Here is a 26,567-nt window from a genome sequence, read left to right on the forward strand (position 1 = left end):
TAGGACAGTTCCGGTCCTATAACTACGACAGAGTCGACGACATGGCGGAAACGACCAGCAGGGTGCTGCAGCTTCTGGGGTTGCTGCAGTCGCGCCGGGTATGGACCGGCGAAGAACTCGCCGAGCGACTTGGCGTGACGACCCGCAGTGTCCGCCGCGACGTCGACCGACTGCGCGACCTGGGCTATCCGGTGCACGCCAGCAAGGGCCACGGCGGGGGCTATCAGCTGGGCGCCGGCGCCGCATTGCCTCCGTTGCTGCTCGATCCCGACGAGGCCGTCGCGATGGCCGTATGCCTCCGGCTCGCGGCGGGCGGCACGGTCGCCGGCGTCGGCGAGTCCGCCCTGCGGGCGCTTAGCAAGCTCGATCAGGTGATGCCGTCGCGGCTGCGGTCTCAGGTCGCCGCGGTGCACGACGCCACCGTCACACTGACCTCGCCGTCCTCCACCGAAGCCGTCGAACCCGACGTCCTGATGACGCTGGCGCGCGCGTGCCGCGACCGAGAGCACGTGAGCTGCGGCTACGTCGACATTCGCGGCAATGCGACACAACGACGCCTGGAGCCGTACCAACTGGTGACCACCGGCAGACGCTGGTACCTGCTGGCCTACGACCGCGACAAGCAGGACTGGCGCAGCCTGCGACTCGACCGCATGGCCGACGTCCGCGCGCTCGGCAGCACGTTCACCGCCCGCGACGCACCTGATGCCGCGGCATACGTCCAGAAGTCGATCAGCAGCTCGCCGTACCGCTATGTGGCGAGGGTTCGCTTCCACGCGGCCCAAGAGGCCTTGGCGCAACACTTCTCACCGGCATCGGTGACCATCGAACCCGACGGTCCCAACACCTGCATCGTCACCACCGGCGCCGACGACCCCGAACGGATGATCTTCTACTTCGCCACCGTCGGCCACGACTTCGAAGTCCTCGAACCGCCCGAGGTGGTCCGCGCGGTCGATGTCGTCGCGCAACGACTGCGCCGTGCCGCAGGGCTTGACTCTCTCCCTGCGGGAGACCCCACCGTTGAGGCATGAGAATCGACGAACAACAGATGACGACGTCGTGGGACGAATTGCCCGCGACCATCACGACCTACCTGACCGCGCACGAGGCCAAAGACGCCGCCACGGCCATCAAGACGTTCGCCGCCGACGCGGTCGTGACCGACGAGGGCCACACCTACCGCGGCATCGACGAGATCCGCGGCTGGCTCAACAGTGCCGGAACCGAGTACACCTTCACCACCGATTTCGTCGGCGCCACCACGCTGGATCCGGCGCGCATCGACGTCGTCCAACACCTGGAAGGTGACTTCCCGGGTGGCGTCGCCGACCTGCATTTCCGGTTCACCACGGACGGTGCACTGATCAGCCGACTGGTGATCGAGCCCTGATGTCGAAGACATGGTTCATCACCGGTGGCACGCCTGGCGGGTTCGGCATGGCCTTCGCCGAAGCTGCGCTCGAGATCGGCGACCAAGTCGTGCTCACCGCACGCCGTCCCGACGAATTGCGTTCGTGGACAGAGGCTTACGGGGAACGCGCATTCGTCGTCCCACTCGACGTCACCGATGCCGGGCAGGTTCAGGAGGCGATACGCGCGGCCGAGGAGCATTTCGGCGGGATCGACGTGCTGGTCAACAACGCCGGCCGCGGCTGGTACGGATCGATCGAGGGCATGGACGAGGCCGCCGTGCGCGCGATGTTCGACCTGAACTTCTTCGGCATGCTCGCGGTCATCCGGGCGGTTCTGCCGGGTATGCGAGCCCGCGGCAGCGGCTGGATCGTCAACGGATCGTCGGTCGCGGGTCTGCTTGGTGCGACTGGGTTCGGCTACTACAGCGCCTCCAAGTTCGCCGTCGAGGCCGTCACCGAGGTGCTCCGGGAAGAGGTTGCACCACAGGGCATCCGCGTGATGGCGGTTGAACCGGGAGCGTTTCGCACGCGGGCCTATGCCGGCTTCGCCGACGAGCCGATTACCGAGACCATCGCCGAGTACAGACCCATGTTGGAGCAGGTGCGTCAAGAGTTCATCGACCAGAACGGTGTGCAGCCCGGCGATCCGCGACGCGGCGCACGCGCGGTGATAGCGGCCATGACCCAAGACTCGCCGCCCCGACGACTTGTTCTCGGCAGCGGCGGGTTCGACGCCGCGGTCGCCGCCATCGAGCAGAACCTGGCTGATATCCGATCGAGCGAAACACTCTCGCGCGGAGCTGATTTCCCCGTTAGGACGTCACGCCTGGGCGAGCCGGAACACCGGCCAGCCGATCTCGGTGCGCCACTGTGACGGGTCGGCGGTGTCGCGTGGCCCCACCGTGTAGACCTCGTGGATGGGACCGTCCACCGCCAGCGCGTGCGTGACCACCCAGGTCCCGAGGCGGCCGTAGGTGACGTTGATGTCGTCGTGTGAGCCGGGGTGGACCGTGACGGCGAGCTCGGCCGCGGGCAGCTTGACGACCTCGATCCGGCCGGAAGGGGAGGGCGCTCGAACCGGCCGGTAGACGGCCATCGTCCCGGCGCCCTCGGTGAACAATTCGTTGGCGAAATGCCCGCCGGGCGGACCCGTCCGCTCCGCCGACGGAAACGCCGCGTCCAACTCTGCCATCGCGGAGTCGTACCACTCGAGTGAATCATCGAGCTGCACATGATCTTTGATGGCCACGACAGTGCGTGCTGGTTCGGCTCTCAATTCAATACCGAACTCGTCGGGATCGGGACTCAGTAGCCGGCGCAACGAAGTCACGGCCGCCTGGGTGCGGTCCAGCTCGGCTTCGAGGCGCTGCAGATGACCCGCGATCACGCCGGCTCGCCGCTGCGGATCGTCGGCGGCGAGGATGGACTCCACCTCGGCCAGCGGCACGTCAAGCTGTCGCAACTGGTGGATGACCTGAGCGGTCGGGATCTGCTCGGGCGCGTAGTACCGGTAACCGGTAAACGGGTCGACGGTGTCCGGCTCGAGGAGTTTGGCTGCGTGGTAGCGCCGCAACGTGCGCACGCTCAGCCGCGTCAGCGTCGCGAATTCGCCGATGGTCAGACCAGAGCGCATGTGAGTGAACTTAGCCTCGACCACCGTCAAGCCGTCAGCTCGAGGCGATCGGCGAGGAACAGGAACGCCATCGCGAAGTCGTTGTCCTTCGTCGCGATTCGCAAGTGGTCCCAGTCGAGCTGTTCGCGGACCGCGCGCACGCCGGGCAGTAAGGCCGCGAAATCGCAATTGTGTTCGTTGAGGGCGTTGAGTTTCTCGGTGACGACGCTGGTCGGCGCGAGCACCCGCATCCTGACCGCCAACACGTCGTGCTCCGCTGCGTCCTCGATCGCCTGCGCCTCGACAGGCACACCGTTGAGACGGTGCAGCACGTCGATGACGAAGTCATCGCCGACGCATGCCTTGAACAGCCAGTCCTCAGGCGTTCGCTCGATGTTGAATCCAGCGTCCTCCAGCGTGGCGGCCGCCTTCTCGGTGTCCAGCTCGGCGACGACGAAGTCCACGTCGTGCACGGGTTCGGGACCACCGAACACCCACAGCGCGTAGCTGCCGGCCAGCGCGAAATCCGGGCCCTGGGCGCGCAGGGCCGATGCGGCACGCTTCAGTGCGTCGCGCAGGTCGTCATTTCGTGCGGGCACGTTTCTCCTGATCGGCAGGGGACCATTACGGGTATGGGAGTACCCATGCGGATGGCCACCTTCAACATCCTGCACGGACGCAGCGTTCACGACGGGCTGGTGCACCGCGACCGGCTCGTCGAAGCCATCCGGGAAATCGATCCCGACATCCTGGCCCTGCAGGAGGTCGACCTCGACCAGCCCCGCTCCGGAATGGCCGATCTGACCGCCGTCGCCGCCATGGCCATGGAGGCGACGAACCATCGGTTCGTCGCCGCGATCGCGGGTACGCCCGGCGCGACGTGGATGGCCGCGACGGGCGGCGAGCAACCCGGCACCGCCGCCTACGGCATCGCCCTGCTGTCGCGGTATCCCGCCGACGCGTGGCAGGTGGTTCGACTACCGCGAATTCCGATGAAGTTCCCGATGTACCTGCGGGGACCCAACCGTGTGCAGGTCGTCAAAGAGGAGCCCAGGGCGGCGGTTCTCGCCCGGCTGGACACCCCCGTCGGCCCGCTCACCGTCGCCAACACCCACCTGTCGTTCGTGCCCGGCTGGAACCGGCGGCAGCTGCGCCTGCTCATGCGCGACCTGCACGGCTTCCCTGGCCCGCACGTGCTGATGGGCGATCTGAACATGGCGCCGGCCAAAGCCGGGCGGTTGAGCGGGCTGCGTGCGCTCGGCGAAGCGCCGACGTTCCCGGCCGACGCGCCCGAGACACAACTCGACCACATCCTGACCGACGACGACGGGTTGCGCGTGGAGCGCTGCGTTGCGCCGAGGTTGTCGATCTCGGATCACCGTGCGCTCGTCATCGACATATCGAGGCGCTGACGCCGTAGGGTTCTGGGGTGCACGTGATCTCCGCGGAGTCGACGGAGCTCTTCACAGGGCCGTCGCATGCGCCGCAGCAACTGGTGCGCGTCGCCTACACCGACGGCGGCGGGAACGTGCGCATCGAAGGCGACGGTCTGACCGGGCGCGCGCAGGCCGGTCCCGGCGACGGCATCAGCGAGGTGCCCGTCGTGGTGACCGATCCGAAAGTCGGCGAGCAGCGCGACGCGCGGGTGATCGCGGGGGACAGCATCACCGGGTTCGCGTTCACCGTCGCCGAGCCCGGCTGGACGATGCACATGATCAGCCACTTCCACTACGACCCGGTGTGGTGGAACACCCAGGCGGCCTATACCAGCGTGTGGACCGAAGACCCGCCCGGGCGCTGCCGGCAGACCAACGGCTTCGACCTCGTACGCGCCCATCTCGAAATGGCACGCCGCGAACCCGAATACAAGTTCGTGCTCGCCGAGGTCGACTACCTCAAGCCGTTCTGGGACACCCACCCCGAGGAGCGTGCCGACCTGCGCAGGTTCATCGCCGACGGCCGGGTCGAGATCATGGGTGGCACCTACAACGAACCCAACACGAATCTGACCAGTCCCGAAACCACGATCCGGAACTTCGTTCACGGCATCGGTTTTCAGCGCGACATCCTGGGCGCCGACCCGGCCACCGCATGGCAGCTCGACGCCTTCGGACACGACCCCCAGTTCCCGGGCATGGCCGCCGACGCCGGGCTGACCTCCAGCTCGTGGGCGCGCGGCCCGCACCACCAGTGGGGCCCGATGGCAGGCGGCGGCGACCCCGAACGCATGCAGTTCAACAGCGAGTTCGAGTGGATCGCTCCGTCGGGGCGCGGACTGCTCACCCACTACATGCCAGCGCACTACGCCGCGGGGTGGTGGATGGATTCGGCGGCGACGCTCGAGGAGGCTGAGGCCGCAACGTACGAATTGTTCACGGGACTGAAGAAGGTGGCGCTCACGCGCAACGTGCTGCTGCCCGTCGGCACCGACTACACGCCGCCGAACAAGTGGGTCACCGAGATCCACCGGGACTGGAATGCGCGCTACACGTGGCCGAAGTTCGTGTGCGCGTTGCCCAACGAGTTCTTCGCCGCGGTGCGCGACGAGCTCACGGAGCGCGGGGTCGACGCCTCACCGCAGACGCGCGACATGAACCCGATCTACACCGGCTGCCACGTCTCGTACATCGACACCAAACAGGCCAACCGGGCGACTGAGGACGCGGTACTCGACGCCGAGAAGTTCGCGGTGTTCGCCGGTCTGCTCGGCGGTGCGACGTACCCCGAGGCGACCCTGGCCAAGGCGTGGGTGCAGCTCGTCTACGGCGCACACCACGATGCGATCACAGGCTCGGAATCCGATCAGGTCTACCTCGACCTGCTGACGGGGTGGCGCGACGCGTGGGAACTCGGTACGACGATCCGCGACAACGCCCTGGCGCTGCTGTCGCGTGCCGTAGACGGAAGCGTCGTCGTCTGGAACGCGTTGGCGCACAAACGCAGTGACATCGTGACGGCCCGGTTCGACGAGCCCGTCGGCCCCGGTGTGCAGGTGCTCGACTCCGACGGCGCCGAGGTCCCCGTCCACGTCGAACACGGGGGACGGGTGGTCCGCTGGCTCGCGCGTGACGTGCCGTCGCTGGGGTGGCAGTCCTACCGACTGACACCGGGATTGGGCTCCGACGACTGGAAGCCGCTGGACGGGAACGAGATCGGCAACGGCCACTATCGTCTTCGTGTCGACCCCGACCGCGGCGGTGGGGTGATCTCGCTAATCGAGACCGCCTCCGACCGTGAACTGATCGCCGCCGGGAAGGTCGGCAACGAACTGGCGGTCTACGACGAATACCCCGCGCATCCCGAGGCCGGCGAAGGCCCATGGCATCTGCTGCCGAAGGGGCCCGTCGTCTGCTCGTCGGCGGGCCGAGCCGAGGTTCAGGCCTACCGCGGCCCTCTCGGTGAGCGGCTGGTCGTCACCGGCCGCATCGGAGTGCTGCTGCGCTACAAGCAGACTCTGACGTTGTGGCGAGATGTTGCGCGGGTCGAGTGCAGCACCACGGTAGACGAGTTCACCGGTGAAGACCGCCTGCTGCGGTTGCGCTGGCCGTGTCCGGTGCCGGGTGCGCTACCGGTCAGCGAGGTCGGAGATGCGGTGATAGGGCGCGGGTTCGGCCTGCTGCACGACAGGGGCGAGGAATCGGCCGTCGACGCCGCTGTGCATCCGTGGACTCTGGACAACCCGGCGTACGGCTGGTTCGGCCTGTCGTCTGCCGTGCGGATCCGGGTCGGTGACGGTGTGCGCGCGATATCGGTGGCCGAGGTCGTATCCCCGACGGAATCGGCGTCGGCACCGCTGGCGCGCCCGCTGATGGTCGCGCTCGCACGCGCGGGCGTCACCGCGACGTGCAGCGGCGCCGACCGCCCGCGCTACGGCGACCTCGGCGTGGACTCCAACCTGCCGGATGCCCGCATCGCACTCGGCGGGCCTGACGAGAATGCCTTCACCGCAGCGGTTTTGGCTGATGCCGACGCGGCCTACCGCGAAGAGCTTGAGCGTCAGTTGCAGGCGAACGGCCGCGCCAGGGTCTGGGTGCCCGCCACCGCGCCGCTTGCCGACCATTGGGTGCCTGGCGCGGATCTCCGACCGGTGCGGGCGCTGCCGGTGCTCGTCGTCGCCGGATCGGAACTCGAGGTCGCCGTGGAGTCGCTCGTCGAGGACCTCGCGGACTTCGAGATCGCCGTCGACCAGAACGCGCCCGCCGGCCTGCAACCGTTCGAGGCGCGTACCGTCGCGGTGCTCAATCGCGGAATGCCGGGATTCGCCGTAGATTCGGACGGCACGCTACACACGTCGCTGATGCGCTCGTGCTCCGGTTGGCCGTCGGGAACCTGGATCGACCCGCCGCGGCGCACCGCACCCGACGGCTCCAACTTCCAGCTCCAGCACTGGACGCACACGTTCGAATACGCGGTGGTCTCCGGCGACGGTGACTGGCGCGACGCCGCGATCCCGGCCCGCAGTGCGGAGTTCTCCCGCCCACCCCTGGCGGTAACCGAGAACGCCAGCGCCGCAGGCGGTTTGCCGCCGTGGGGCTCGCTGTTGGAGATCGAGCCGGCGGGCGTCGTGCAGCTCGGTGCATTGAAGGCGGCGGGCAACCCGGTGGCGGCGGGCAGCGGCAGGCACGTCCATCCCACCGACGGTGTCGCGGTACGCCTGATCGAAACCTCCGGTGCGGCAACCCAGGTGGAAGTGCGGTCGGGCCTGCGCCGCGTCTCGGCGGCCGCCCGCGTCGATCTACTCGAACAGCCCAGGGTCCAGCAGCTGTCTTCGGAGCAACTCGCCCTGCATGGATTCGAGATCGCCACCATCCTGACCCGGCTGAACCTGCCAAAGGTTCTGGACGCAGACCACACGGTCCTGGGGCCCGATGCGGAGGCCGCGCAACCGCTGTACGCACGGTACTGGCTGCACAACCGCGGGCCGGCGCCGCTCGGCGGCCTACCCGCCGTCGCACACCTGCATCCGCAGCACATCGCCGTCGAGCCGAATTCCGATGGGCAGCTGCGGCTTACGATCGCCAGCGACTGCAGCGACACGGTGCTGCACGGCCACGTGCGGCTATTGTGCCCGGACGGCTGGACAACCGATCCACACGAGCTGCCGTTCATGCTGCCACCGGGTGAGCACCTCGCGACCGATGTGGTCGTGAGCGCGCCGCCCACCGTGCCACCGGGCCTGTATCCGATCAGGGCGGAACTCGCACTGACCGGCAACCATGTCGCGATGCCACCGTCGTGGCGCCAGGTGGTCGAGGACGTGTGCGTCGTATCCGTGGCTGCACCGACCGAGGACAGACTGCTGCGGATCGTGGCCGACCCGCAGCCCGTCGACATCAAGGCCGGCGAACGCGCCACGCTGACCGTCGGCGTCGCCACCGACGCATACGCAGACCTCGCCGTCGAAGCGCACCTGATCAGCCCATGGGGAACGTGGGAGTGGATCGGGCCCGGCGCGACCGGCGTCGAACTGGCGGCCCGGGGCACGGTCGAACTCAGCTTCGACGTGACGCCGCCGGCGTGGCTGGAGCCCGGCGAATGGTGGGCGCTGATCCGTGTCGCAGGCGCCGGTCAGCTGCTGTACACGCCGGCGGTGAAGGTGGCGGTCCGATGACCGCCGCGATCGTCGGTGGGGTGCCCGTGCCGGTGCACGACGTGGACGCACGCGAGGCGCGGCTGCGATCGTCACGTTTGGCGTCGGCGCTGCCGCGGCCCGGCACCAGCGAGGGACGGCAGCTAAGACGTTGGCTGACACAGCTTCTCGTGACCGAACGCGTGGTTGCTGCTGAGGCCGACGCTCGCGGGCTCGGCGCCGACGGCGCGCCGACCGAGGACGATCTGCTGCCGGACATGACCGCGCGACTCGAGATCGGCAGTGTGGCAGCGGCCATCCTCGGCGACGCGCTGGCGCGAGCGCTCTTCGTGAGGGTCACCGAATCCGTCGACGTGACCGACGAGGCCGTCGCGGCATATGACGCGCGGAACCCGTCACGTTTCCCCGACACCGCACACGTCGCCGAACACCTGCGCGCGGTGGCTCGGCGTCGCGCGTTCCGGCTGTGGCTGGATGCCCGGTGCGCCGAACTCGTCGAGTTGGCGCCCGGCTACGAACATCCTGGTGATCCCCGCCAGCCCGACAACACCCACCGGCACTGATGGCCCAACCGATACTCGCAATCGACATCGGCGGAACGAAGATCGCCGCCGGACTGGTCGACGACGACGGCACTCTGGTCCACCAGGCGAAGCGCCCGACGCCCGACGGCGATGCCGAGGCGATCTGGGCAGTGGTGGAATCGCTTGTCGCCGAGTCACTGTCGACGGCCGGCGGCGCGGTGGGTGGCGTCGGCATCGCGTCCGCCGGCCCGATCGATGTGCCCGCCGGCACCGTCAGTCCGATCAACATCACCGAGTGGCAACACTTTCCGATCGTCGACCGGGTGGCCGGGATGGTCGACGCACCCGTGCGGCTGGGCGGCGACGGACTGTGCATGGCGATGGGGGAACGCTGGCGCGGCGCGGGCCGCGACGCCGAGTTCTTGCTCGGCATGGTGGTGTCCACCGGTGTCGGCGGCGGGTTGGTACTCGACGGCGCGCCCTACGACGGTCGCACCGGCAACGCCGGACACGTCGGCCATGTCGTCGTCGACCCCGAAGGTCGACCGTGCGCGTGCGGCGGTCGCGGGTGCGTCGAGACGATCGCCGGCGGCCCACGGATGGCGCAGTGGGCCAGGGAGCAGGGGTGGAATGCGCCCGTCGACGCCGACGCCAAGGAACTGGCCGACGCCGCGGCCGCGGGCGATGCGGTGGCGTTGCAAGCGTTCACCCGGGGTGCGACGGCCGTTGCCGCGATGATCGCGTCCGTCGGCGCGGTCTGCGACCTCGACCTCGTCGTCATCGGCGGTGGCGTCGCCAAAGCGGGCGCACTGCTGTTCGACCCGTTGCGCGCGGCGCTCGACACCTACGCAGGACTGGACTTCATCCGCGATCTGCGCGTGGTGCCCGCCGAACTCGGCGGCGACGCCGGACTGGTCGGCGCCGCGGCGCTGGTGATTTCGGCGCGCTGACGCACCACCGCGGTCGGTTTGCGCGCCGGATTCGTGAGATTTGCGTGGGAAGGTGTGCAGATGCGTATCGGAGTGGTGTTCCCCCAAACCGAGCTGGGCGGCGACGTCGGTGCGGTGCGCGCGTTCGGGCAGGGAGTCGAAGCGCTGGGGTACGACCATCTGCTCGCCTACGACCACGTCTTAGGGGCCGACCCGGCCGTGCACAAAGGGTGGAGCGGGTACTACGACGTCGACACCACATTCCACGAGCCGTTCGTGATGTTCGGATACCTCGCGGCGGCCACGACAACTCTCGAATTCGTCACCGGCGTCATCATTCTCCCGCAGCGCCAGACCGCACTGGTCGCCAAGCAGGCCGCCGAAGTCGACCTGCTGTCGCAGGGCAGGTTTCGACTCGGTGTCGGAATCGGTTGGAACGCCGTCGAATACGACGCACTGGGTGAGGACTTCAGCGTCCGCGGTGCGCGCTCGGAGGAGCAGATTGAACTCATGCGACGGCTGTGGACCGAACGCAGCGTCACGTTCGAGGGCAGATTCGACACGGTCACCGGTGCCGGCTTGTCACCGCTTCCGGTGCAGCGGCCGATCCCCGTATGGATCGGCGCCGCGTCGGCGAGGGGCTACGACCGGATCGGGCGCTTGGCCGACGGTTGGTTCCCGATGACGGGTCCGGGGCCACAGCTCGACAAGGCCCGCGCAGCGGTTCGCGACGCGGCGGTCGCCGCGGGACGCGATCCCGCTGCGCTGGGGCTGCAAGGTCAGGTGAGGAGCTCGATCGAGCCGGACGCGGTGGCTGCCGAACTGGCCGCATGGGCCGATGCCGGCGCGACCCACGTGGCCGTCAGCACGATGGGCCATGGCCTGGCGACCGTCGACGACCACCTGGCCACTCTGGCGGCCCTCGCCGAGGTGACTGCTGCGCGCTCGTAGCCGGTGAGCGACCGCAAAATGTACGCAGAATGCGGCGTGTCGCTGTGCAGACACGGGCGCTCGCCGGAAGGGGTTGGCCGCGCGGCGGGGCTGCGGGCCGTTTTGGCTGATCGGCGGGTTGTCGGCTATTCTTGGCGGCGTTCTACCGAAGACCGTTGGTCACCGAGAAATCGGTTGAAGGTCCGGCTTTGCCCGGCGGCCCACGCAGGAGGACGAGGCTAGTGCAGTTTCTGTGCGCCCCGACCTGTCTGCGTCGGGGCGTTCGTCATTTCCGGACATGATTCCTTCTCGGCTGCTGCGGTCCCCATCTACGAGGAGGCATGCATGGCCAAGGCTGAAAAGGCCACCGCGGTTGCCGACATCGCTGAGCAGTTCAAGGACTCGACGGCGACGCTCGTCACCGAGTACCGCGGGCTGACGGTTGCCAACCTCAAAGACCTGCGCCGTTCGCTCGGTGAATCCGCTACCTACACAGTCGCCAAGAACACGCTGGTCAAGCGTGCCGCGGCGGAAGCGGGCATCGAGGGCCTCGACGAGCTTTTCGTCGGACCCACCGCGATCGCGTTCGTCAAGGGTGAAGCCGTCGACGCTGCCAAGGCGATCAAGAAGTTCGCCAAGGACAACAAGGCGCTCGTGATCAAGGGCGGCTACATGGACGGCCGCGCCCTGAGCGTTTCCGAGGTCGAGAAGATCGCCGACCTGGAATCGCGCGAGGTTCTGCTGGCCAAGCTGGCCGGCGCGATGAAGGCGAATCTGTCCAAGGCCGCTGGCCTGTTCACCGCACAGCAGTCGCAGGCAGCCCGGTTGTTCGCGGCGCTGCAAGAGAAGAAGGCCGCCGAGGCGCCCGCCGAGGCGCCATCCGAAAGCCCGGCAGCGTCCGACGACGCCGCTGAATAACCCACCACCAATCCAGTACCTAGGTAAGTAAGAAAGGGACCATCATGGCCAAGCTGTCCACCGACGACCTGCTCGACGCGTTCAAGGAACTGACGCTGCTCGAGCTCTCTGAGTTCGTCAAGAAGTTCGAGGAGACCTTCGAGGTCACCGCCGCCGCTCCGGTCGCCGTCGCGGCTGCCGGCCCCGCCGCCGGTGGTGCACCGGCCGAGGCCGCCGAGGAGCAGTCGGAGTTCGACGTCATCCTCGAGGGTGCCGGCGACAAGAAGATCGGCGTCATCAAGGTCGTCCGCGAGATCGTCTCGGGCCTGGGCCTCAAGGAGGCCAAGGACCTCGTCGACAGCGCTCCCAAGCCGCTGCTCGAGAAGGTCGCCAAGGAGGCCGCCGAGGAAGCCAAGACCAAGCTCGAGGCTGCCGGCGCGACGGTCACCGTCAAGTAGTTCGAACCGTACGAGCCGCCCGGGATCAGCACGATCCCGGGCGGTTTGTCGTATGTGGAGTTGCCGGACACGTGCGCGAACCCGGTCGTACGCCTGTCGCACGCGTCAGTTACGCCTATCGTGAATTCGTGATTGTCGCCGTGCCACGTGTCGCAGTTGCCGCCATCGCAGCACCGATGTTGTTCCTGACGGCGTGCAATTTCTCTTTTTCCGCCGGCGGTCCCGATTACGACAAGCTGGAGAAGTCCATCTCCGACGAGCTCAAGGGCACCTATTCGGAGATCACTCCGAATGCTCCGAAAGTGACATGCCCACGAGACCAGCCGGACCCCGAGAAGGGTGACACCTTCATCTGCACCGCAGAAGTGGAAGGCGAACCGGTCCGGGTCGAGGTCAAGGTGGCCGACGACGACGGAAACGTCGACTTCACCACGCTGGACGTGGTCTACGACATGGCTCGCACAGGGCGGCTGCTTGGCGAGGACATCGAATCGAAGATGGGCTTCCCGGTCACGGTGCGATGCGGTAGCGGTGTCAAAATCGTCCCCATCGGCGACAGTTTCACCTGTACGGCGGTCGACGAGAATTCCGTCGAAAAGACCGTCGAAGTGACGGCAGTCGAAATCGGCAAGGACAACTGGCGGATCATCGACTAGGCGGGTGACTCCCTCGACCCGGCGCCGAGCTATTCGCCATCGCCACGCCGCGCCAGGAAACAAGCAAGATGACACCGATTCCGCAAACGTCGCGAAGATGGTTGCCCGCGCCTTCGGAGGGGTCCGTCGCGCCCCCCGGCCGCACCCAGTTTGACGTGCAAGTTAATTCCAATCGGGAGCATCCGCGGTATCGGACGTGACACATCGCCAGTGCTCGCTAACGGCGTACGCTACAGTGACTCAAGCCACAGGCGGGAGCCCTGTGGCCTGCGACATTGGCGGAAGGATCCCCGCGTGGGCATTGGAATTCAGGTCGAGGGGCTTACCAAGTCCTTCGGGCCCCAGCGAATCTGGGAAGACGTCACGCTAGAGGTTCCGGCAGGCGAGGTCAGCGTTCTGCTGGGCCCGTCCGGTACCGGCAAGTCGGTGTTCCTGAAGTCGCTGATCGGGCTGCTGCGACCCGAGCGCGGCAAGATCATCGTCGACGGCACGAACATCATCGAGTGCACGGCCAAGGAGCTCTACGAGATCCGCACCCTGTTCGGTGTCATGTTCCAGGACGGTGCCCTCTTCGGCTCGATGAGCCTGTACGACAACACCGCTTTCCCCTTGCGTGAGCACACCAAGAAGAAGGAAAGCGAAATCCGCAACATCGTCATGGAGAAGCTCGACCTCGTCGGTCTGGGCGGTGACGAGAACAAGTTCCCCGGTGAGATCTCCGGTGGTATGCGCAAGCGTGCCGGCCTGGCGCGCTCGCTGGTGCTCGACCCGCAGATCATCCTCTGCGACGAGCCGGACTCCGGTCTGGACCCCGTTCGTACCGCGTACCTGTCCCAGCTGCTCATCGACATCAACGCGCAGATCGACTGCACGATCCTGATCGTGACGCACAACATCAACATCGCGCGGACCGTGCCGGACAACATGGGCATGCTCTTCCGCAAGAAGCTGGTGATGTTTGGTCCGCGCGAGGTCTTGCTGACCAGCGACGAGCCGGTGGTCCGTCAGTTCCTCAACGGTCGACGTATCGGACCGATCGGTATGTCGGAGGAGAAGGACGAGTCCACGATGGCCGAGGAGCAGGCCATGTTCGACGCCGGCCACCACGACGGTGGCGTCGAGGAGATCGAGGGTGTGCCGCCGCAGATCCAAGCGACCCCGGGTATGCCGGAACGTCAGGCCGTGGCCCGTCGCCAGGCCCGCGTCCGCGAAATCCTGCACACGCTGCCACCGGCGGCGCAGGAGGCCATCCGCGACGATCTCGAAGGCACCCACAAGTACCAGGCGCACGAGTTCGCGACTCAGGAAGCCTCGCCGCGGGGTCGCCATGATGACGACGCTCCGACGGGCGTCATCCCGACCGTCGACAGCCCGACGGTGGAGACCAGGACCGTCGAGAGGTAGCAAACGGTGGACGTCGAGCGAAAGGCTCACGTTCAAAAAGTCACGTTCTGCCGGATCTGCGAGCCGCTGTGCGGCATGATCGCGACCGTCGAGGATGGCCGCCTCACCGCGTTGCGTCCCGACAAGGACCATCCGGTTTCGGCGGGTTTCGCGTGCCAGAAGGGTGTCGCGTTCACCGAGATCGTCAACGATTCCGACCGAGTCACCGAACCGCTGCGTCGCACGGGCAGCGGCGGATGGGAACCCGTCAGCTGGGACGAGGCGATGTCCGACATCGCCGCCCGGCTGACCGACATTCATCGCAGGCACGGATCCGGCGCCGTCGGCTGGTACTACGGCAACCCGGGCGCGTTCAGCTACAGCCACACGTTGGGCCTGGCCAGCCTCATGTTCGGATTCGGTCCGAAAATGCACGTGTTCACCGCGGGCAGCCAGGACGTCAACAACCGGTTCGTGGCGAGCCAGCTGCTGTACGGCACGCCGCTGGCGCTGCCGGTGCCCGACGTCCTTCGCGCCGATCTGCTCGTCGTGATCGGCGCCAATCCCGTTGTGTCCCACGGCAGTGTGCTCACCCTGCCGCGGATCAAGGACCGCATGCACGACATCGTCAAGCGCGGCGGCCGCGTCCTCGTCGTCGACCCACGCAAGACCGAGACCGCGGCACAGTTCGAATGGCTGGGCATCATTCCCGACGGCGACGCGTACCTGCTGCTGTCACTGCTGCAGGTTATGTACGGCGAGAACCTCGTAGACCGGACCCGGCTGGCCCGCCAAGCCGACGGCGACGGCTGGCTCGAGCAGCTCGCCCTGCCGTTCAGCCCGGAGGCGACCGCGGTGCGCACCGGCATCGACCCCGATACCGTGCGGACGCTGGCCCGCGACCTGGTCCGCACCGAACGCGCTGCGGTGTACGGACGGGTCGGCACAAGCATCGGCGAAAACGGCACGCTCACAACGTATTTGCTCGATGCGGTCAACTTGGTGGCGGGCAATCTCGACGTCGCGGGCGGTAGCATGTTCGGCCGCATCGGGCTGCCCGGCGAGCGGTGGCTGGGCATGGCGGGCGGTGCGCTGTTGCGCACGGTCTACTCCCGCAGGCGCTCGCGCATCGGCGGATTCCCCTCGGTGCTCGGATCAGAGCCCGCCGGGGTGATGGCCAAGGAGATCACCACGCCGGGACGCGGTCAGGTGAAGGCGTTGCTCGTCAGCGCGGGCAACCCGGTGCTATCGGTGCCCAACGGCGACGAGTTGGAAGCAGCGCTGGAGTCCCTGGACCTGATGGTGGGCATCGATCTGTACGTCAACGAGACGCTCGCGCACTGCGACTACGTGCTGCCCGCCGCGTCGATGTACGAGCGCGACGACTTTCCGCTGCCGTTCCAGACGTTGCAGCCGACACCGTTCCGTCAGGCCACCGAGCCCGTGATCGCCCCGATGGGCCAGGCGCGCCCAGAGTGGGAGATCATCGACGATCTCTCTTCGCGGCTAGGGCGCCGAACGGCCGGGTTTGCGATGCTGGCCGCTACTCGAAAGATGTTGTCGCTGTTCGGGGTTCGACTGACTCCGCGCGCGCTGGTCGACGCCGTCATCCGGCTGGGGGAGGCCGGTGACCGGTTCGGGCTGCGACGCGGTGGACTGTCCTTCGCCCGGCTGACCGCAGAACATCCCCACGGCTTCGTGCTGGCGCCGAACCTGCGTGAGGGCGTGCTCGGGGACACCGTCGTGTACCGCGGCAGACGGGTGAGGCTGCGGCACGACGAGATCGCCGCCGAGGTCGCCAAGCTAGCGCGCCGCGAAGCACCCGAGGCTTATCCGATGCGGCTGATCGGAATGCGGGAGGCCCGCTCCGAGAACTCGTGGCTGCACAACGCCCCGCTGCTGATGCGCGGCGAACGAATCCAGCATGCCCGCATTCACGTCGACGACGCGGCGGCGGCCGACATCGCCGACGGCGACGTCGTGCGCATCGCGTCGCAGCACGGCGAGATCGAGTTGCCCGTCATCGTCACCAAGGACATCGTCGCCGGGGTCGTGGCGGTGCCGCACGGGTGGGGACACAAGGGCACCGCCGGTTGGCGGTTGGCCAACCGTGCCGGCGGAGCGAACGTCAACGAACTGATGTCCAGCAACCCCGAGGACATCGAGGCGCTGGCCGGAATGGCACGCCTGACCGGCGTGCCGATCCGCGTCGAGCGGGCCTCCTCGTAGCACGATTTTCAGCAGCAGAGCAAACACCTATATATTGACGGGATCGTGGAATCTGCCGTGCAAGCTGACTATGCGCGCTATCTTTCACGCGATCAGCGAACAGGAGAAGTCATGGTCGACCGGTTCTGGGTGTGGTTGGGCACGGGTGTCGTCACCGCAGGTATTTCAGCGGCGTTGCTGGCTGGGGCGGGTGTGGCAACGGCAACCGAAGGCGACTCCGCAGACGGCGGCGGCACGAAGACTTCAGAATCATCGGATCCTGGCGGAAACAAGAACGACCCGGGCGCGGGAGTGACCCCGGGGAGCGGTCTGAAGGACGACGGGGACCAGAAAGGCGACGTCCCTGCGGGCCAGCAGCCCAACGTCGGCGACGTTGACACCGACGACAACATCACGGACGACCTCACGGAAGAACTCAAGGACGACGAACTCAAGGACGACGAACTCAAAGACGAGGAACCCAAGGGCGACGAGCTGATCGACGAGAGCATCCCTGACGCAGACGGAGACGCCGGCGAAATCGTCGACACCGTCGAGCAGCCCGATCTCGGCGACGCCGGGCGTTCGAACGACGGCCAAGACGAATCACAATCGGCGAGCCTGGACCAGACGTTGGTCGACGATCTTGACGTCTCGTTGAACTCCGAACTCGACGATGTCGAGAGAAACGCCTTGTTCGGTACCAAATCCCAGTCGGGCGAGGAACACGCACTTGTCCCGTTGACAACCGAGTTCGAAGAACTGACCAAGCAGACGGAGATCCCCGAGTTCGCTCCGGTGGCGTTCTCGGCCCCTGCCGCCGCGGAGATCAACTCCATCGCCGCCGCGAGACCGCTGAACATCGTGTTGGACGTGATCGGCACGATCGTCTTCGGTCTGTACGGGTTCGTCACACGGTTGATCGGCGGCCCGCCGGTTCTTCCGCCCAACAGCACCGTGACGGTGTACAGCTCGAGGCTGCGGATCGACTGCGGATGCGCACCCGGCGAAGGGGAGGAAGTCCCCGTCGACTGGTACATCCCGGAGAACCCCGATCCGGACCGAATCATCTACCTGCAGCACGGGTTCCTGGCCGCCGGTCCGTGGTACAGCTACACCGCCGCGACGCTGGCAGAACAGACGAACAGCATCGTCGTCGCACCGTCGATCACGTCGAACTTCCTGGCGTACGACCAGTGCTGGCTCGGCGGGGCGCCCATGCACCAGGCCATGGCCGGCCTGTTCGATCCGAACAACACGGCGCTCGAGGAGAGTCTTGGGGCGACCCCTTACGAGGGGGAGCTCAAGTGGAAGAAGGTGGTCCTGATGGGCCATTCGCTCGGCGGCGGCGCGGTGTCCGGTATCGCCGGCTACATGACCGATGCCGAAATCGATGATCGATTGGCCGGCGTGGTGCTGTTGGACGGCGTGGGGTTGAACGGCCAGATGGTCAGCGACCTCCAGAAGGTCGACTCGGGCATCCCGATCTATCAGCTGGCTGCGCCGAAGTACATGTGGAACATGTTCGGCAGCGGCACCGATGCGTTGATTGCGGCGCGACCCGACGCCCCGTTCTACGGCGTGACGTTGGCCGGCGGCTCCCACGTCGACACGATGCGGGGCGGCAACTTCCTCATCCAATTCTCGCAGCAACTCGTGGCGGGCTTCTCGACGCCGCAGAACGTCTCGGCGGCCGAGATTTTGATGGTCGGGTGGGTCAACGACATGTTCGACGGCGATCGGGCCGAAGGCATCTACCTCGACAGCGGTGAAACCCGCACGATCGACACGCCGGCGGGCCAGGCCACCCTCGTCGACCTGCCGAATTCGCTGCGTAGGCCGTACCTGCTCAACTTCCTCGAGCCGTTGATGGCGATGAGCGGTGGTCTCTTCACTCTCCAGCCGGGATGCCTGCGCGAGCCGACCTCGACGGCCGCCGGCTGCGCGGGATCCGTCGCCGCCTGAGGTTGATTTCGATGCGCCGCAAACTGCGTCTCAACGCAAAACTCCACACCAAACACCGCGTTATCTCTTGACGGAAACGCTCCGAGGGGTCAATCTGTTGGGCAGAATGTGTGTGAGGGTTCAGGACGCCAGCCAGCGCCCAGTGGCTTTTGCATGCAGATGTTGAGGAATACGCCGTCCTGCGGTACTGTTGGACGTTGCGCTGGCTGCATCCTGCCCTCCTAAACCTGGCTCTTGACGCCTCCTAGCCTGAGTCCGCTCAGTGACTTAGTCGTGTGTCGTGCGTCCGGTGGCTTTGGGCTTGAGAAAGCCAGCCGAACCGACGCAGATATCGCGATTACGAAGGAAGCGGCGCTCAAGCCCCTTTGAGGCCCTCCGGACAGTCGCATGAGGTGCTGGAAGGATGCATCTTGGCAGGGTCCCGCCAATCCAAGTCAGCAGTAGAAACCAACTCCGTACCAGGAGCACCAAACAGAATTTCCTTTGCAAAGCTCCGTGAACCGCTCGAGGTTCCGGGGCTACTTGACGTACAGACCGATTCTTTCGAGTGGCTGATCGGCTCGGAGCGTTGGAAGGAAAACGCCAAGCTCCGCGGCGACGCCGTCGATCCGGTCGGTGGCCTCGAAGAGGTGCTCACCGAGCTCTCGCCGATCGAGGACTTCTCGGGCTCCATGTCGCTGTCCTTCTCGGACCCGCGCTTCGACGAAGTCAAGGCGCCGGTCGACGAGTGCAAAGACAAGGACATGACGTACGCGGCCCCGCTGTTCGTCACGGCCGAGTTCATCAACAACAACACCGGTGAGATCAAGAGCCAGACGGTCTTCATGGGTGACTTCCCGATGATGACCGAAAAGGGCACCTTCATCATCAACGGCACCGAGCGTGTCGTGGTGTCCCAGCTCGTCCGGTCGCCGGGTGTGTACTTCGACGAGAGCATCGACAAGTCCACCGAGAAGACGCTGCACAGCGTCAAGGTGATCCCGGGCCGTGGCGCCTGGCTCGAGTTCGATGTCGACAAGCGCGACACCGTCGGTGTGCGCATCGACCGCAAGCGCCGTCAGCCGGTCACCGTGCTGCTCAAGGCGCTCGGCTGGACCAACGAGCAGATCGTGGAGCGCTTCGGCTTCTCCGAGATCATGATGGGCACGCTGGAGAAGGACAACACCGCGGGCACCGACGAGGCCCTGTTGGACATCTACCGCAAGCTGCGCCCGGGCGAGCCGCCGACCAAGGAGTCCGCGCAGACCCTGCTGGAGAACCTGTTCTTCAAGGAGAAGCGTTACGACCTGGCCCGCGTCGGCCGCTACAAGGTGAACAAGAAGCTGGGCCTCAATGTCGGCCAGCCGATCACCAGCTCGACGCTGACCGAAGAGGACGTCGTCGCCACCATCGAGTACCTGGTCCGCCTGCATCAGGGCGATCAGACGATGACGGCGCCCGGCGGCTCCGAGGTGCCGGTCGAGGTCGACGACATCGACCACTTCGGCAACCGTCGCCTGCGTACCGTCGGCGAGCTGATCCAGAACCAGATCCGCGTGGGCCTGTCCCGCATGGAGCGCGTGGTTCGCGAGCGGATGACGACTCAGGACGTCGAGGCGATCACGCCGCAGACCCTGATCAACATCCGTCCCGTCGTGGCGGCGATCAAGGAGTTCTTCGGCACCAGCCAGCTCTCCCAGTTCATGGACCAGAACAACCCGCTTTCCGGGCTTACCCACAAGAGGCGTCTGTCCGCTTTGGGCCCCGGCGGTCTGTCCCGTGAGCGCGCCGGCCTCGAGGTTCGCGACGTGCACTCGAGCCACTACGGCCGCATGTGTCCGATCGAGACGCCGGAAGGGCCGAACATCGGTCTGATCGGCTCGCTGTCGGTGTATGCGCGGGTGAACCCGTTCGGCTTCATCGAGACGCCGTACCGCAAGGTCAACGATGGTGTCGTCTCCGATGACATCGAGTACCTGACCGCCGACGAGGAGGACCGCCACGTCGTGGCGCAGGCCAACTCGCCCATCGACGACAACGGACGGTTCATCGAAGACCGCATCCTGGTTCGCCGGAAGGGTGGCGAGGTCGAGTTCGTGTCGGCGACCGAGGTCGACTACATGGACGTCTCACCGCGCCAGATGGTGTCGGTCGCGACGGCCATGATCCCGTTCCTCGAGCACGACGACGCCAACCGCGCCCTCATGGGTGCCAACATGCAGCGCCAGGCGGTTCCGCTGGTGCGCAGCGAGGCACCGCTGGTCGGCACGGGTATGGAGCTGCGTGCCGCGATCGACGCCGGTGACGTCGTCGTCTCGGACAAGGCAGGCGTGGTAGAAGAGGTCTCCGCCGACTACATCACCGTGATGGCCGACGACGGCACCCGGCACACCTACCGGATGCGCAAGTTCGCCCGCTCCAACCACGGCACCTGCGCCAACCAGCGCCCGATCGTCGACGCCGGCGACCGAGTGGAAGCCGGCCAGGTGGTCGCCGACGGTCCGTGCACCGAGAACGGCGAGATGGCGCTCGGCAAGAACCTGCTCGTGGCGATCATGCCGTGGGAAGGCCACAACTACGAGGACGCGATCATCCTCTCCAACCGCCTGGTTGAGGAGGACGTGCTCACCTCGATCCACATCGAGGAGCACGAGATCGATGCCCGCGACACCAAGCTGGGCGCCGAGGAGATCACCCGGGACATCCCGAACGTCTCCGATGAGGTGCTGGCAGACCTCGACGAGCGCGGCATCGTCCGCATCGGCGCCGAGGTCCGCGACGGCGACATCCTGGTCGGCAAGGTCACCCCGAAGGGCGAGACCGAGCTGACCCCGGAAGAGCGACTGCTGCGCGCGATCTTCGGTGAGAAGGCTCGCGAGGTCCGCGACACGTCGCTCAAGGTGCCGCACGGCGAGTCCGGCAAGGTCATCGGCATCCGCGTGTTCTCACGCGAGGATGACGACGAGCTGCCCGCCGGTGTCAACGAACTGGTCCGCGTCTACGTCGCGCAGAAGCGCAAGATCTCCGACGGCGACAAGCTGGCCGGACGCCACGGCAACAAGGGCGTCATCGGCAAGATCCTGCCCGTCGAGGACATGCCCTTCCTGCCCGACGGCACGCCCGTCGACATCATCCTGAACACGCACGGTGTGCCGCGACGGATGAACATCGGCCAGATCCTGGAAACCCACCTCGGGTGGGTGGCCAAGGCCGGCTGGAAGATCGACGGATCGCCGGACTGGGCGGCCAACCTGCCAGAGGAGATGCTGGAGGCCGAGCCGGGAAGCATCGTCTCGACGCCGGTCTTCGACGGTGCGCGGGAGGACGAGCTGCAGGGTCTGCTGAGCTCGACGCTGCCCAACCGCGACGGCGTCACACTCGTCGATCAGGACGGCAAGGCCGAGTTGTTCGACGGCCGCAGTGGTGAACCGTTCCCGTACCCGGTGACGGTCGGCTACATGTACATCCTGAAGCTGCACCACTTGGTGGACGACAAGATCCACGCCCGCTCCACCGGTCCGTACTCGATGATCACCCAGCAGCCGCTGGGCGGTAAGGCGCAGTTCGGTGGTCAGCGGTTCGGCGAGATGGAGTGCTGGGCCATGCAGGCCTACGGCGCGGCGTACACGCTGCAGGAGCTCTTGACGATCAAGTCCGACGACACCGTCGGCCGCGTCAAGGTCTACGAGGCGATCGTCAAGGGCGAGAACATCCCCGAGCCGGGCATCCCCGAGTCGTTCAAGGTGCTTCTCAAGGAACTGCAGTCGCTGTGCCTCAACGTCGAGGTGTTGTCTTCTGACGGTGCGGCGATCGAGATGCGTGACGGTGACGACGAGGACCTGGAGCGCGCAGCTGCGAACCTGGGAATCAACCTGTCGCGCAACGAATCCGCGTCCGTAGAAGATCTCGCCTAAGTGTTATTGGCTACAAATCCCGCAAGGGGAAAGGGAGTTACGTGCTAGACGTCAACTTCTTCGATGAACTCCGCATCGGTCTTGCCACCGCGGACGACATCCGTAACTGGTCCTTCGGCGAGGTCAAAAAGCCGGAGACCATCAACTACCGCACGCTCAAGCCAGAGAAGGACGGCCTGTTCTGCGAGAAGATCTTCGGACCGACTCGCGACTGGGAGTGCTACTGCGGCAAGTACAAGCGTGTCCGCTTCAAGGGCATCATCTGCGAGCGCTGCGGCGTCGAGGTCACTCGCGCCAAGGTGCGCCGTGAGCGGATGGGCCACATCGAGCTGGCCGCGCCCGTCACGCACATCTGGTACTTCAAGGGTGTGCCGAGCCGGCTCGGGTACCTGCTCGACCTGGCGCCCAAGGATCTCGAGAAGATCATCTACTTCGCGGCCTACGTGATCACGGCCGTCGACGACGAGATGCGGCACAACGAGCTGTCCACGCTCGAGGCCGAGATGGTCGTCGAGAAGAAGGCCGTCGAGGATCAGCGCGACGCCGACCTGGAGGCCCGGGCGCAGAAGCTCGAGGCCGACATGAAGGAGCTCGAGGACGAGGGCGCCAAGTCCGACGTCAAGCGCAAGGTGCGTGACGGTGGCGAGCGCGAAATGCGTCAGCTCCGTGACCGCGCCCAGCGTGAGCTGGACCGGCTCGACGAGATCTGGACCACCTTCACCAAGCTGGCTCCCAAGCAGCTCATCGTCGACGAGGTGCTCTACCGCGAGCTCATCGATCGCTACGGCGAGTACTTCACCGGCGCCATGGGCGCGGAGGCGATCAAGAAGCTCATCGAGACCTTCGACATCGACGCCGAGGCCGAGGAGCTGCGCGAGGTCATCCGTAGTGGCAAGGGCCAGAAGAAGCTTCGCGCGCTGAAGCGTCTCAAGGTCGTCGCGGCGTTCCAGTCCAACAGCAACTCGCCGCTGGGCATGGTGCTCGACGCGGTTCCGGTGATCCCGCCGGAGCTGCGCCCCATGGTGCAGCTCGACGGTGGCCGCTTCGCGACGTCGGACCTCAACGACCTGTACCGCCGCGTCATCAACCGCAACAACCGGTTGAAGCGACTCATCGATCTCGGCGCACCCGAGATCATCGTCAACAACGAGAAGCGCATGCTTCAGGAGTCGGTGGACGCGCTGTTCGACAACGGCCGCCGCGGCCGTCCGGTCACCGGACCGGGCAACCGTCCGCTCAAGTCGCTGTCCGATCTGCTCAAGGGCAAGCAGGGCCGGTTCCGTCAGAACCTGCTCGGCAAGCGCGTCGACTACTCGGGCCGTTCGGTCATCGTGGTGGGCCCGCAGCTGAAGCTGCACCAGTGTGGTCTGCCGAAGCTGATGGCACTCGAGCTGTTCAAGCCGTTCGTGATGAAGCGTCTGGTCGACCTGAACCACGCGCAGAACATCAAGAGCGCCAAGCGCATGGTCGAGCGTCAGCGTCCCCAGGTGTGGGATGTCCTCGAAGAGGTCATCGGTGAGCACCCGGTGCTGCTGAACCGCGCACCGACGCTGCACCGTCTCGGCATCCAGGCTTTCGAGCCGCAGCTGGTGGAGGGCAAGGCAATTCAGCTGCACCCGCTGGTGTGTGAGGCGTTCAACGCAGACTTCGACGGTGACCAGATGGCCGTGCACCTTCCGCTGTCCGCGGAGGCGCAAGCCGAGGCGCGCATCCTGATGCTGTCGTCGAACAACATCCTGTCGCCGGCGTCGGGCCGCCCCCTGGCCATGCCGCGACTGGACATGGTGACGGGTCTGTACTTCCTGACCACCATGATCGAGGGCGACACCGGCGAGCATCAGTCGTCGGCCAAGGACAAGGCCGAGTTCGGTGTGTACAGCTCACCGGCCGAGGCCATCATGGCGATGGACCGCGGCTCACTGTCGGTCCGGGCCAACATCCGCGTGCGGCTGACCCAGCTGCGTCCGCCGGCCGATATCGAAGCCGAACTCTTCGAGGACGGCTGGAAGCCGGGCGACGCCTGGACGGCCGACACCACGCTGGGCCGGGTGCTGTTCAACGAATTGCTCCCGACTGCGTATCCGTTCGTCAACGAGCAGATGCACAAGAAGGTGCAGGCGCGGATCGTCAACGATCTGGCCGAGCGCTACCCGATGATCGTCGTCGCGCAGACGGTGGACAAGCTCAAGGACGCCGGCTTCTACTGGGCCACCCGTTCGGGTGTCACCGTGTCAATGGCCGACGTGCTGGTGCCGCCGCAGAAGCAGGAGATCCTGGAGCGTCACGAGCTCGAGGCCGACCGGATCGAGAAGCAGTACCAGCGCGGCGCGCTCAACCACGACGAGCGCAACGAAGCGTTGGTGAAGATCTGGCAGGACGCCACCGAAGAGGTCGGTAAGGCTCTGGAGGCCTACTACCCCGAGGACAACCCGATCATCACGATCGTGAAGTCCGGCGCCACGGGCAACCTGACCCAGACCCGCACGCTTGCGGGCATGAAGGGTCTGGTGACCAACCCGAAGGGTGAGTTCATCCCGCGGCCGATCAAGTCCTCGTTCCGTGAGGGCCTGACGGTGCTGGAGTACTTCATCAACACCCACGGCGCCCGAAAGGGTCTGGCGGACACCGCTCTTCGTACCGCCGACTCGGGTTACCTGACCCGTCGTCTGGTCGACGTGTCGCAGGACGTCATCGTTCGCGAGACGGACTGCGAGACCGAGCGTGGCGTCAACATCACGCTGGCCGAGATGCAGGACAAGACGCTGGTCCGCGATCAGCACATCGAGACGTCCGCCTACGCGCGGACGCTGGCCACCGACGCCGTCGACGCCAAGGGCAACGTGATCGTCGAGCGCGGTCACGACCTGGGCGACCCGGCGATCGAGGCTCTGCTGGCCGCGGGTGTCACCGAGGTGAAGGTCCGCTCCGTGCTGACCTGTGCGACGGGCACCGGCGTGTGTGCGATGTGCTACGGCCGCTCGATGGCGACGGGCAAGCTGGTCGACATCGGCGAGGCGGTCGGCATCGTGGCCGCTCAGTCCATCGGTGAGCCCGGAACGCAGCTGACCATGCGTACGTTCCACCAGGGCGGCGTCTCCGGCGGCAGCGACATCGTCGGTGGTCTGCCTCGTGTGCAGGAGCTGTTCGAGGCCCGCATCCCGCGTGACAAGGCGCCTATTGCCGACGTCACCGGGCGCGTGCAACTCGAAGAGGGCGAGCGCTTCTACAAGATCACCATCATCCCGGATGACGGTGGCGAGGAAGTGGTGTACGACAAGCTGTCTCGTCGTCAGCGCCTGAAGGTCTTCAAGCACGACGACGGCACCGAGCGGTTGCTGTCCGACGGCGACCACGTCGAGGTGGGCCAGCAGCTGATGGAAGGCTCCGCTGACCCGCACGAGGTGCTTCGTGTCCAGGGCCCCCGCGAGGTGCAGATCCACCTCGTCAAGGAGGTCCAGGAGGTCTACCGCGCTCAGGGCGTGTCGATCCACGACAAGCACATCGAGGTCATCGTCCGGCAGATGCTGCGTCGCGTCACGATCATCGATTCGGGTGCGACGGAGTTCCTGCCCGGCTCGCTGACCGAGCGTGGCGAGTTCGAGACCGAGAACCGTCGGGTCGTCGCCGAGGGCGGCGAGCCCGCGGCGGGTCGTCCGGTGCTGATGGGTATCACGAAGGCATCGCTGGCCACGGATTCGTGGCTGTCGGCGGCGTCGTTCCAGGAGACCACGCGCGTGCTCACCGATGCGGCGATCAACTGCCGCAGCGACAAGCTGCAGGGTCTGAAGGAAAACGTGATCATCGGCAAGCTGATCCCGGCCGGTACCGGCATCAACCGGTACCGCAACATCCAGGTGCAGCCGACCGAGGAAGCTCGGGCCGCGGCGTACACGATCCCGTCCTACGAGGATCAGTACTACAGCCCGGACTTCGGTCAGGCGACCGGTGCCGCAGTGCCGTTGGACGACTACGGGTACAGCGACTACCGCTAAGTCACTACGGAAAAGCCCCCGCCATGTGCGGGGGCTTTTTTGTGCGACTCCTCCGCGCGAACGTGGGTTACCCGCACGGTTTGCGCCCATTTCGCGTGACACAAGCCCACACTCG

The 26,567-nt window shown here is 66.4% G+C and carries 18 protein-coding genes; 16 read left to right on the top strand and 2 right to left on the bottom strand.

Annotated elements, in window-relative coordinates; genetic code table 11:
* The first annotated feature begins 41 nt into the window (after positions 1-41).
* Genes G6N42_RS27015 through G6N42_RS27025 form a run of 3 tightly spaced genes read left to right on the top strand, consistent with a single transcriptional unit; the run spans position 42 to position 2,289 of the window.
* Positions 42-1,034 (top strand): helix-turn-helix transcriptional regulator, encoded by a 993-nt coding sequence (locus G6N42_RS27015; protein ID WP_163735276.1) that lies wholly within the window; start codon positions 42-44, stop codon positions 1,032-1,034.
* The gene (locus G6N42_RS27020) at positions 1,031-1,393 is read left to right on the top strand and encodes a nuclear transport factor 2-like protein (protein WP_232076368.1); all 363 of its coding nucleotides are present in this window, start codon (positions 1,031-1,033) and stop codon (positions 1,391-1,393) included. Before G6N42_RS27015 ends, G6N42_RS27020 begins: the two co-directional genes overlap by 4 nt.
* Complete coding sequence (locus tag G6N42_RS27025; RefSeq protein WP_163735278.1) at positions 1,393-2,289, top strand: SDR family NAD(P)-dependent oxidoreductase; 897 nt, start codon at positions 1,393-1,395, stop codon at positions 2,287-2,289. Before G6N42_RS27020 ends, G6N42_RS27025 begins: the two co-directional genes overlap by 1 nt.
* Here G6N42_RS27025 and G6N42_RS27030 read toward each other — a convergent pair.
* Positions 2,236-3,048, bottom strand: a complete 813-nt coding sequence (locus G6N42_RS27030; RefSeq protein WP_163735279.1) for a MerR family transcriptional regulator — start codon at positions 3,046-3,048, stop codon at positions 2,236-2,238. The genes G6N42_RS27025 and G6N42_RS27030 overlap by 54 nt on opposite strands.
* A 26-nt stretch (positions 3,049-3,074) precedes the next feature.
* A complete protein-coding gene (locus tag G6N42_RS27035) occupies positions 3,075-3,626 on the bottom strand; it encodes a hypothetical protein (RefSeq protein WP_163735282.1) in 552 nt (183 codons plus the stop codon).
* 45 nt (positions 3,627-3,671) lie between these two features.
* On the opposite strand from G6N42_RS27035, the gene G6N42_RS27040 reads away from it, so the two are divergent.
* The 13 genes from G6N42_RS27040 (at position 3,672) to G6N42_RS27100 (ending at position 26,452) form a co-directional block, all read left to right on the top strand.
* The gene (locus tag G6N42_RS27040) at positions 3,672-4,439 is read left to right on the top strand and encodes an endonuclease/exonuclease/phosphatase family protein (protein WP_163738387.1); all 768 of its coding nucleotides are present in this window, start codon (positions 3,672-3,674) and stop codon (positions 4,437-4,439) included.
* Between the two features lie 17 nt (positions 4,440-4,456).
* Positions 4,457-8,638, top strand: coding sequence for a glycoside hydrolase family 38 N-terminal domain-containing protein (locus G6N42_RS27045; protein WP_163735286.1), 4,182 nt, complete (start codon positions 4,457-4,459; stop codon positions 8,636-8,638).
* On the top strand, positions 8,545-9,180 hold the full coding sequence (locus G6N42_RS27050; RefSeq protein WP_434059600.1) for a DUF7158 domain-containing protein: 636 nt from the start codon (positions 8,545-8,547) through the stop codon (positions 9,178-9,180). The genes G6N42_RS27045 and G6N42_RS27050 overlap by 94 nt, the downstream gene beginning before the upstream one ends.
* Complete coding sequence (locus tag G6N42_RS27055) at positions 9,180-10,091, top strand: ROK family protein (protein WP_163735293.1); 912 nt, start codon at positions 9,180-9,182, stop codon at positions 10,089-10,091. Before G6N42_RS27050 ends, G6N42_RS27055 begins: the two co-directional genes overlap by 1 nt.
* A 60-nt stretch (positions 10,092-10,151) precedes the next feature.
* The gene (locus G6N42_RS27060) at positions 10,152-11,021 is read left to right on the top strand and encodes an LLM class F420-dependent oxidoreductase (RefSeq protein WP_163735295.1); all 870 of its coding nucleotides are present in this window, start codon (positions 10,152-10,154) and stop codon (positions 11,019-11,021) included.
* A 324-nt stretch (positions 11,022-11,345) separates the two neighbouring features.
* The gene (rplJ, locus tag G6N42_RS27065; protein ID WP_083124504.1) at positions 11,346-11,918 is read left to right on the top strand and encodes a 50S ribosomal protein L10; all 573 of its coding nucleotides are present in this window, start codon (positions 11,346-11,348) and stop codon (positions 11,916-11,918) included.
* 44 nt (positions 11,919-11,962) lie between these two features.
* Complete coding sequence (gene rplL, locus G6N42_RS27070; protein ID WP_163735298.1) at positions 11,963-12,355, top strand: 50S ribosomal protein L7/L12; 393 nt, start codon at positions 11,963-11,965, stop codon at positions 12,353-12,355.
* Positions 12,356-12,483: 128 nt separating this feature from the next.
* Entirely contained in the window at positions 12,484-13,011 is a 528-nt protein-coding gene (locus tag G6N42_RS27075; protein ID WP_232076369.1) for a DUF4333 domain-containing protein, read from the top strand.
* Between the two features lie 294 nt (positions 13,012-13,305).
* Positions 13,306-14,415, top strand: coding sequence for an ABC transporter ATP-binding protein (locus G6N42_RS27080; protein WP_163735301.1), 1,110 nt, complete (start codon positions 13,306-13,308; stop codon positions 14,413-14,415).
* A 6-nt stretch (positions 14,416-14,421) separates the two neighbouring features.
* Entirely contained in the window at positions 14,422-16,623 is a 2,202-nt protein-coding gene (locus G6N42_RS27085) for a molybdopterin-dependent oxidoreductase (protein ID WP_163735305.1), read from the top strand.
* Positions 16,624-16,734: 111 nt separating this feature from the next.
* Entirely contained in the window at positions 16,735-18,567 is a 1,833-nt protein-coding gene (locus tag G6N42_RS27090) for an alpha/beta hydrolase (protein ID WP_163735309.1), read from the top strand.
* Between the two features lie 410 nt (positions 18,568-18,977).
* Complete coding sequence (gene rpoB / locus G6N42_RS27095) at positions 18,978-22,460, top strand: DNA-directed RNA polymerase subunit beta (protein WP_434059601.1); 3,483 nt, start codon at positions 18,978-18,980, stop codon at positions 22,458-22,460.
* 41 nt (positions 22,461-22,501) lie between these two features.
* Positions 22,502-26,452, top strand: a complete 3,951-nt coding sequence (locus G6N42_RS27100) for a DNA-directed RNA polymerase subunit beta' (RefSeq protein WP_163735315.1) — start codon at positions 22,502-22,504, stop codon at positions 26,450-26,452.
* Positions 26,453-26,567: the final 115 nt, after the last annotated feature.

Source organism: Mycobacterium gallinarum, assembly GCF_010726765.1.
In the GTDB taxonomy this organism is placed as follows: Bacteria; Actinomycetota; Actinomycetes; order Mycobacteriales; family Mycobacteriaceae; genus Mycobacterium; species Mycobacterium gallinarum.